Annotated in this window: 5 protein-coding genes, 1 tRNA gene and 1 pseudogene; 4 read left to right on the forward strand and 3 right to left on the reverse strand. The window is 67.9% G+C overall.

Going from position 1 to position 8,603, the window contains the following annotated elements:
• Positions 1–16 precede the first annotated feature (16 nt).
• Positions 17–142: pseudogene (locus KBY67_RS14365) on the reverse strand (50S ribosomal protein L19); the annotation flags it as partial.
• A 72-nt stretch (positions 143–214) separates the two neighbouring features.
• Here KBY67_RS14365 and KBY67_RS14370 point away from each other — a divergent pair.
• Positions 215–288, forward strand: a tRNA-Asp gene (locus KBY67_RS14370).
• A gap of 24 nt (positions 289–312) precedes the next feature.
• Entirely contained in the window at positions 313–1,773 is a 1,461-nt protein-coding gene (gltX, locus tag KBY67_RS14375; protein WP_255111767.1) for a glutamate--tRNA ligase, read from the forward strand.
• On the opposite strand, the gene KBY67_RS14380 is transcribed toward gltX, so the two are convergent.
• Complete coding sequence (locus KBY67_RS14380; protein ID WP_255111768.1) at positions 1,770–3,005, reverse strand: sodium:proton antiporter; 1,236 nt, start codon at positions 3,003–3,005, stop codon at positions 1,770–1,772. The genes gltX and KBY67_RS14380 overlap by 4 nt on opposite strands.
• Before the next feature lie 56 nt (positions 3,006–3,061).
• Here KBY67_RS14380 and polA point away from each other — a divergent pair, with 56 nt between their 5' ends.
• Together polA and KBY67_RS14390 are read left to right on the forward strand one after the other, a co-directional pair.
• Positions 3,062–5,962, forward strand: coding sequence for a DNA polymerase I (gene polA, locus KBY67_RS14385; protein WP_255111769.1), 2,901 nt, complete (start codon positions 3,062–3,064; stop codon positions 5,960–5,962).
• An 89-nt stretch (positions 5,963–6,051) separates the two neighbouring features.
• Entirely contained in the window at positions 6,052–6,504 is a 453-nt protein-coding gene (locus KBY67_RS14390; RefSeq protein WP_255111770.1) for a hypothetical protein, read from the forward strand.
• Here the strand turns inward: KBY67_RS14390 and KBY67_RS14395 are convergent.
• Entirely contained in the window at positions 6,434–8,419 is a 1,986-nt protein-coding gene (locus tag KBY67_RS14395) for a nucleoside-diphosphate sugar epimerase/dehydratase (RefSeq protein WP_255111771.1), read from the reverse strand. The genes KBY67_RS14390 and KBY67_RS14395 overlap by 71 nt on opposite strands.
• Positions 8,420–8,603: the final 184 nt, after the last annotated feature.

The following is an 8,603-nucleotide window of genomic DNA, read 5'->3' on the forward strand; positions in this document are numbered from 1 at the left end:
AATAAGCAGTGAAGCTTCAGCGATCGAAGCGTTGCTTCACGCGGGTAGCTTTCCCCACACGGTCGCGTAGGTAGAAGAGCTTTGCACGCCTTACTTTACCGCGACGCTCCACCTTGATCGCGGCCACCTGGGGGCTGTGGATACTTTCATTGTCGATCTCACGACGCCAGAAGCCTGGTTTGGCAAGGGTTTTCACCCTTCTCGCCTCTCATCTGGGACTGTAGTTCAACCGGTTAGAGCACCGCCCTGTCACGGCGGAAGTTGCGGGTTCGAATCCCGTCAGTCCCGTTTCACTCTCATGAGCATCCGCCAGTGACCGTTCGGGTTCGTCTGGCTCCCAGCCCCACGGGAACCCTGCACATCGGCACCGCCCGCACGGCGGTCTTCAACTGGCTGTTCGCCCGCCACCACGGCGGCGAATTCCTCCTGCGCATCGAGGACACCGACCGCGAGCGCTCCAGGCCCGAGTTCACGGCCGACATCCTTGATGGCCTCGCCTGGCTGGGCCTGAGCTGGGACGCCGAACCCGTGATCCAGAGCGAACGGATCGAGGACCACCGCCGCGCCATCAGCCAGCTGCTGGAGGCCGGTCTGGCCTACCGCTGCTACGCCTCGGAAAACGAGCTGGAGCAGATGCGCGAGCGCCAGAAGGCCAGCGGCTCCGCCCCCCGCCACGACAACCGCCACCGCCACCTCAGCAGCGAGCAGGAGCAGGCCTTCATCGCCGAGGGCCGCGAAGCGGTGGTGCGCTTCCGCATCGATGATGGCGCCACGATCGGCTGGAGCGATCTGGTGCGCGGCGAGATGAGCTGGCGCGGCAGCGACCTGGGCGGCGACATGGTGATTGCCCGGCGGGCCCCGGCCGATCGCATCGGCGACCCGCTCTACAACCTGGTGGTGGTGGTCGACGATGCCGCCATGGCCATCAGCCATGTGATCCGCGGTGAGGACCACATCGCCAACACCGCCAAGCAGCTGCTGCTCTACGAAGCCCTCGGCCTGCCGCTGCCGGTGTTTGCCCACACGCCGCTGATCCTCAATCCGGAGGGCCGCAAGCTCTCCAAGCGCGATGGGGTCACCTCCGTGGGCGAGTTCCGCGCCATGGGCTACAGCGCCGAGGCGCTGGTGAACTACATGACCCTGCTGGGCTGGTCGCCGCCGGAGGGCATGGCCGAGCGCTTCACGCTGCCGGAAGCTGCCGCCGCGTTCAGCTTTGAGCGGGTCAACCGGGCCGGGGCCCGCTTCGACTGGGACAAGCTCAACTGGCTCAATGCCCAGGTGCTGCATGAGCTGCCCAGCGCCGACCTGCGCCAGGCACTGGAGCCGCTCTGGCGAAGCGAAGGCTGGGAGGCCCCTGGCGAGGAGGGTTCAGGCGATGGCAGCCGCGAGGCCTGGGAACTGGCCCTGGCCGAACTGCTGGGCCCGTCCCTGATCACCCTGAAGGATGGCCTGGAGCAGGCCCGCCCCTTCTTCGAGCGCCCAACTCTCGACAGCGGCGCCAGCCAGCAGCTGGAGGCCGATGGGGCCACCGCCGCCCTGACGGCGCTGCTGGAGCGGCTGCAGGCGGGGGGGAGCCTCAGTGTTGAGCAGGCCCAGGCGCTGCTGAGCGAGGCCGCCAAAGCGGCGGGAGTGAAAAAGGGTGTGCTGATGAAAAGCCTGAGGGCCGCCCTGCTGGGCAGCCTGCAGGGACCGGATCTGATCACCACCTGGCGTCTGCTGCACAGCAGCGGTGAAGACCGCACCCGGCTGATGCTGGCCGTGGCACCCGCCTAGGGCGTCTCCGGAGCGGCCACGGCCAGCTCCTCTTCGCTGAGGCGCAGGCCCAGCAGCCCCGCCAGGGGAGCGGCGGTGAACCCCTGCAGGCCCACGGTCATCAGGATCGTCAGGAACACCAGCCCCTGCAGGGCCCCCGCCCCCTCGACACCGGCTTCATAGAGGCGCAGGGCGAACAGGCTGGCCACGGCGGCGGTGACGATTCCGCGCGGGGCCAGCCAGCTCAGCAGCAGCTTCTGGCCGCCGCTGAGGGGCAGGCCGAAGGTGGCGATCTGCATGGCCACGGGCCGCACCACCAGCATCAAGGTGAGCACACAGCCCACTCCTCCCCAACCCAGGGGGCTGAGGTCGGTCCAGGCCACATCGGCCGCCAGCAGCGGGAAAAGGATGCTGATGGCCAGCTGGGCCAGCTGGCGGATCAGGTCATCGAGCATGGCGGCCTCGGTGTCGGCGAAGCGACTTACCAGCACCCCGGCCATCACCGCGGCGGGCAGACCCGACTCGGGCATCACCACCTCGCAGCCGGTGAACATCAGGAACATCACCCCCAGGGTGAGCTGCAGGCGCAGGCCACTCTCCGGGTCCACCGGCAGCCGCCGCAGCAGCACCGCCAGCAGGAAGCCGCTCAGGGCACCCACCGCCACACCGAACCCCAGCCGTTGCAGCAGCTCCAGGGCAAGGTCCTGCCAGTCGTAGCGGTCGGTGAGCACCAGCTCCAGCAGGAGCAGCGCCAGCACGGCGCCGATGGGCTCCAGCACCAGCCCCTCCCCCTCCAGCACATCCCCCAGGGGAGGCGCCAGGCGCATCTGCTGAATCAGGGGCGTCACCACCGTGGGGCCCGTGCCCAGCACGATCGCGCTATACACCGCCGCCAGAGGCCAGCTCAGGCCCGCCAGCCAGTGGGCCGCCAGCAGGCCGGCGGGCAGGGCCACCAGCAGGCGCACCACCACGATCCGCAGCACCGCCAGGCGAGTGGTGCTGCCCGGAAGGCTCAGCTGGAGGCCCCCGTCGAAGAGCACCAAGCTCACCAGCAGGCCCACGATCGTTTCCAGGCCACTGCCCAGGGCGAAGGGATCCACCAGGCCCAGGCCGGAGCGGCCAATCAAGAGGCCCGAAGCCAGCAGCAGCACCACCGACGGCAGGCCGGTGAGCAGGGAGGTGAGCTGGGCCAGCGCCCCGGAGAACACGGTGATCCCCCAGAGCAGCTGGAGCCTCTCGGGGGCATCAGTCATGGCTGGGCGACCGGGCCCCCCAGAATGCCCGAGCCGGAATGGAGAACGGGACAGGGATGGCCGAAGCACCGATGCTGCTGCTGGTGGATGGTCATTCCCTGGCCTTTCGCAGCTTCTATGCCTTCGCCAAGGGCGGCGAGGGGGGGCTGAGCACCAAGGAGGGGGTACCCACCAGCGTCACCTACGGCTTTCTCAAGGCGCTGCTGGAGAACGTCAAGGGCCTCACCCCCCAGGGGGTGGTGATCGCCTTCGACACCGCCGGGCCCACCTTCCGCCATGAGGCCGACGCCAGCTACAAGGCCCACCGCGATGAGGCCCCGGAACAGTTCTTCGCCGACCTGGCCAACCTGCAGGAGATCCTCGCCGGGGCGATGGATCTGCCCCTGTGCATGGCCCCCGGCTACGAAGCCGACGACGTGCTCGGCACCCTGGCCAACCGCGCCGCGGACGCGGGCTGGCGGGTGCGCATCCTCTCGGGTGATCGCGACCTCTTCCAGCTGGTGGATGACGAGCGCGACATCGCCGTTCTCTACATGGGCGGCGGCCCCTATGCCAAGAGCTCAGGCCCGGTCACGATCCGCCGCGAGGGGGTGATCGCCAAGCTCGGCGTGACGCCGGAGGAGGTGGTGGACCTCAAGGCCCTCACCGGCGATGCCAGCGACAACATCCCCGGGGTCAAAGGGGTGGGCCCTAAGACGGCGATCAGCCTGCTCAACGCCCACCTCAATCTCGATGGCATCTACGCGGCGCTGGAGCAGCAGAAAGGAGCGCTGAAAAAGAAGCTTGAAGCCGATCGGGAGAGCGCCTACCGCTCGCGCATGCTCGCCGAGATCCTGGTGGACATCCCCCTGCCGGCCGAACCGCGGCTGACGCTCGGGGCCGTGGATGGAGCGGCCCTGGCCCAACGGCTGGAGGAGCTGGAGCTGTTCAGCCTGGCCCGGCAGCTGGCGGCGTTCGAGCGGGCCTTCTCCGCCGATCACCGGGCCCAGGAGCCGTCAGCCTCCACGCAAAGCCCCAGTGCACCGGCAGCGAGCCCCGCCCCAGAAGGCGCCGCGCCGGTCCTGGAGCCGGAGCTCATCCAGACCCCGGCGCAGCTGGAAGCCCTGCTGGAGCGGTTGATGGCCGCCACCGATGCCGACCAGCCGATCGCTCTCGACACCGAAACCACCTCGCTGAACCCCTTCCAGGCGGAACTGGTGGGGGTGGGACTGTGCTGGGGTGCGGGCAGACCTGATCTGGCCTACATCCCGATTGCGCACCAGCCGCCTGAGGCCACCGATCTGCTCGAAGCCGCGCCACCGCCCGCCCAGCAGCTGCCCCTCGATCAGGTGCTCACGGCCCTGGCCCCCTGGCTGGCCAGCACCGCTCACCCCAAGACCCTGCAGAACGCCAAGTACGACCGCCTGATCCTGCTGCGTCATGGCCTGAACCTCGAAGGGGTGGTGATGGACACCCTGCTGGCCGATTACCTGCGCGATGCCAACGCCAAACACGGGCTGGAGGTGCTGGCCGAGCGTAATTTCGGCTTCACGCCCACCAGCTTCACCGAGCTGGTGGCCAAGGGGGAGAGCTTTGCGGCGGTGCCGATCGCAGCCGCAGCCCAATACTGCGCCATGGACGTGCACGTCACCTGGCGGCTGACGCCGCTGCTGCGCGGCCAGCTGGAGGAGTTAGGGGAGGCGCTGCCGAAGCTGCTCGATCAGGTGGAACTGCCGCTGGAGCCGGTGCTGGCGCGTATGGAGGCCACGGGCATCCGCATCGACAAGCCCTATCTGGCGACCCTGAGCGAGGAGCTGGCGGGCACCCTCACCAGCCTTGAGGCCGGGGCAAAGCAGGCCGCCGGGGTCGATTTCAACCTGGCGTCGCCCAAACAGCTGGGCGAGCTGCTGTTCGACACGTTCGGGCTCGATCGCAAGAAATCGCGCAAGACCAAGACCGGCTGGAGCACCGATGCAACCGTGCTCGAGAAGCTCTCCGGCGACCACCCGGTGGTGCCATTGGTGCTGGAGCACCGCACCCTGAGCAAGCTCAAGAGCACCTACGTGGATGCTCTGCCAGCCCTGGTGGAGCCCGAGACCGGCCGCGTCCACACCGATTTCAACCAGGCCGTCACGGCCACCGGCCGGCTCTCAAGCAGCAACCCAAACCTGCAGAACATCCCCATCCGCACCGAGTTCAGCCGCCGCATCCGCAAGGCCTTCCTGCCCCAGCAGGGCTGGCAGCTGATCAGCGCCGACTACTCCCAGATCGAGCTGCGCATCCTCACCCACCTCTGCGGCGAAGAGGTGCTGGTGGAGGCCTACGCCAATGGCGACGACGTGCACGCCCTCACCGCCAGGCTGCTGCTCGACAAAGACGAGGTGACACCAGAGGAGCGGCGCCTGGGCAAGACGATCAACTTCGGCGTGATCTACGGCATGGGCGCCCAGCGCTTCGCGCGCGAAACCGGCGTCAGCCAGGCCGAGGCCAAGGAATTCCTGAGCAAGTACAAGCAGCGCTACCCGAAGGTGTTCGCCTTTCTGGAGCTGCAGGAACGGCTGGCCCTAAGCCGCGGCTACGTGGAAACGATCCTGGGCAGGCGTCGTCCCTTTGCCTTCGATCCGGGCGGCCTGGGGCGGCTGCGGGGCAAGCCACCTGAGGAGATCGAGCTGGAGGTGGCCCGCCGCGCCGGGATGGAGGCCCAGCAGCTGCGGGCGGCGGCCAATGCCCCGATCCAGGGCTCATCGGCCGACATCATCAAGCTGGCGATGGTGCGGCTCGATCAGGAACTGCACACCCAGGCCCTGCCCGCCCGGCTGCTGCTGCAGGTGCACGACGAGCTGGTGCTGGAGGCGGCCCCCGAAGCCCTTCCTCTAGTGCTGGCCGTCGTCAAGGAGGTGATGGAGAACGCCATTCGCCTCAGCGTCCCCCTGGTGGTGGACACCGGCTGGGGCGCGAACTGGATGGAGACGAAGTGAGCGGAGCCCCAGCCGGTCCGTGCCGGGCACGCCGGATTCCGTTAAAACTCACGTTCAGGTGAGTCCACCAGTCCCCGATGCCACCGTCGATGCCATCAGCGCTTCCGGAACCTGAATCGCCACGGCGCAACCGCCGGCCGCGCAAGCGGGAGCTGTTCTGCCCGGCCCACCCCGAGCAGAGCCTGCTGGGCAACGGCCGCAAGTACTTTCTGCACCTGCTCACCCCCGAGCAGCTCAAGAAGCGGGGCATGAGCGACAAGAAAGCGCGGCTGGTGATCCAGGCCTACCCGGTGCTGGTGCTCAGCAACGAATGGCTGGAGGAGCTGTTCTGTGCGGAGTGCGGCGGCAACCGCTGGTGCCATGTGTCGAAGCACGATCGGATCAGCCACACTGTGCGCTGGGCGGAGCGCGAGCTCTGGCAGCAGGTGGCCCATGTGGATCCGGTGGTGGCCAACCCGAGCGTGGGTGAGTTCACGCGGAGGGAAGCGGGGCGATCCCGTACTCGCCGGCAGGATGGCAGCCAATGGTACGACTGCCACTGACGGGGCCGCTCAGGGGCTGGTAGTCCCTCACCAGAGCCCGCAGGGCAGGAATCAGGCGCTGGTCGTCCCATTCCTCCAGGACGTGCTGCAGCTCCTCAACCAGGGGTTCCAGCTGCTCGGGGGCAAGGAACTCCTCGTTGGCCTTGCGGATCAGGGGATGGTCGGTGGGCTGATCGCTCTCCTGGATCAGTAACTCCTCATAGAGTTTCTCCCCCGGACGCAGGCCAGTGAAGGCGATGGCGATCTCCCCATCGGGATGGGCGTCGTCGCGGATCGTGAAGCCCGAGAGACGGATCATCTGGCGGGCCAGATCAAGGATCCGCAAGGGTTCGCCCATGTCGAGCACGAAAACTTCCCCGCCACGGGCCATGCCACTGGACTGCAGCACCAGCTCGACCGCCTCGGGAATCGTCATGAAGTAGCGGGTGATCTGCGGATGGGTCACGGTGAGCGGCCCACCGGCGGCGATCTCACGGCGGAAGTGGGGCACCACAGACCCCGAGGAGCCCAGCACGTTGCCGAAGCGCACCATCGAGCAGATGGGCCCGTTCCCCGCAGCCGCCGTGCGGGCGGCTGCGGCCTGCACGAGCAGTTCGCAGACCCGCTTGCTGGCGCCCATCACGTTGGTGGGACGGACGGCCTTGTCGGTGGAGATCAGGACGAAGCGCTCCAGGCCGCAGCTGAAGGCCACCTCCAGGGCCGCGCTGGTGCCATGCACGTTGTTGGCGACCCCGGCGCAGGGGTTCGCCTCCACCAGGGGCACATGCTTGTAGGCGGCGGCATGGAAAAGCACCTGCACGCCATGGTCATGGCAGAGCTTCGCCAGGCGCCGGCGATCGCCCACGTCCCCCAGGACCGGCACAAGGCCGGGCAGGGGGTGACTCACGAGATGCCGAAGGCTGCTGAACTCCTGCTCGAGCTCGTAGAGGGCCAGCTCACTGCGCTCCAGCAGCACCAGGCGGCGAGGCTGCTGGCGGTGGATCTGGCGGCAGAGCTCCGAGCCGATCGAGCCACCGGCGCCCGTGACCAGCACCACCTTGCCGGCCACGGCGGCACGCAGCAGGGAAGGGTCAGGCTTGCAGGTCTCTCGACCGAGCAGATCCTCGATCGCCACTGGCCGCAGGTCGGTGACCACCTCCTCCCCGGCAGCGATGCGGGCCAGGGAAGGAATCGAGAGCACCGACAGCCCAAAGGCGGTGCACTGATCCACCAGCTCCCGGCGGCGGCGGCGCGGGGCCGAGGGGATCGCCAACAGCACCTGCTGGATGCCATGGCGCTCGATCAGCTGGCTCAACTGATCGGGTGAGTGAATGGGCAACCCCTGCAAGCTGCGCCCCCACAGGGCCCGGTCGTCGTCGAGAATGCCCACTAGCTTGTATGGGCTCAGATAGCGCAGGTCGTCCAGCAGCTGAGCCGCCGCCTGACCGGCCCCGTACACCAGGGTGGGCTGCTGCTGGTTCCGTCCTAGACCCTGTTCCATCAGGGTGGCGGAGGACCGGGCGGCCAGCGAGAGCCGCAGCAGGTCGCGCATGACGATGCGGCTGGCGATCAGGCTCGCGGAGAGCAGTAGCCAGAACAGCAGCCAGAAACTGCGGGGAGGAGGTTCGCCCGGTCCGGTGAGGGTGCAGACCAGGAGCAGCAGCAGCACCGCCAGCCCGCTGCGGGGCAGAAGGCCGTAGAGGGAATGGCTCCCGGAGAAGCGGGTGAGGCTGCGATACCAGCCGCTGAGCACCAGAACGGCCAAGCCGAGGCCCACCGACCAGGACAGGAGCCAGAAATTGCCGAGGAACTGGGGAGGATTCAGCTCACCGAGCCGCAGGGCGAAGGCCAGCCAGAAACTGAAGGCGATCAGCAGCCCATCCACCGCCATCAGAGCTAAGCGGCGCAGGATCACTGGCGCATGGGTTGCGCTCACGACAGGCTCCCCCTGAGGTGGACGGCTTTTACTGGACAGATTCGCCCCCTGACATCGTTAACTCCGGGCGGGAGGAACAGGGTTTGGTCTCAGTGTAGACCTCATGGGGAGTTTTGCCTCCCAAGGAGCTGTGTGGTCTTACATGGCCATACCTCCAGAAGAAGCGGGCCAGGCTGATCTCGGC

The organism is Synechococcus sp. RedBA-s (genome assembly GCF_024345495.1).
Classification (GTDB): Bacteria; Cyanobacteriota; Cyanobacteriia; order PCC-6307; family Cyanobiaceae; genus Regnicoccus_A.

Bases quoted from the DNA above. Each gene is read 5' to 3' on its own strand.
- KBY67_RS14390 (WP_255111770.1), top strand. From the start codon at position 6,052: ATGCCATCAGCGCTTCCGGAACCTGAATCGCCACGGCGCAACCGCCGG.
- KBY67_RS14380 (WP_255111768.1), bottom strand. From the start codon at position 3,005: ATGACTGATGCCCCCGAGAGGCTCCAGCTGCTCTGGGGGATCACCGTG.
- polA (WP_255111769.1), top strand. From the start codon at position 3,062: ATGGCCGAAGCACCGATGCTGCTGCTGGTGGATGGTCATTCCCTGGCC.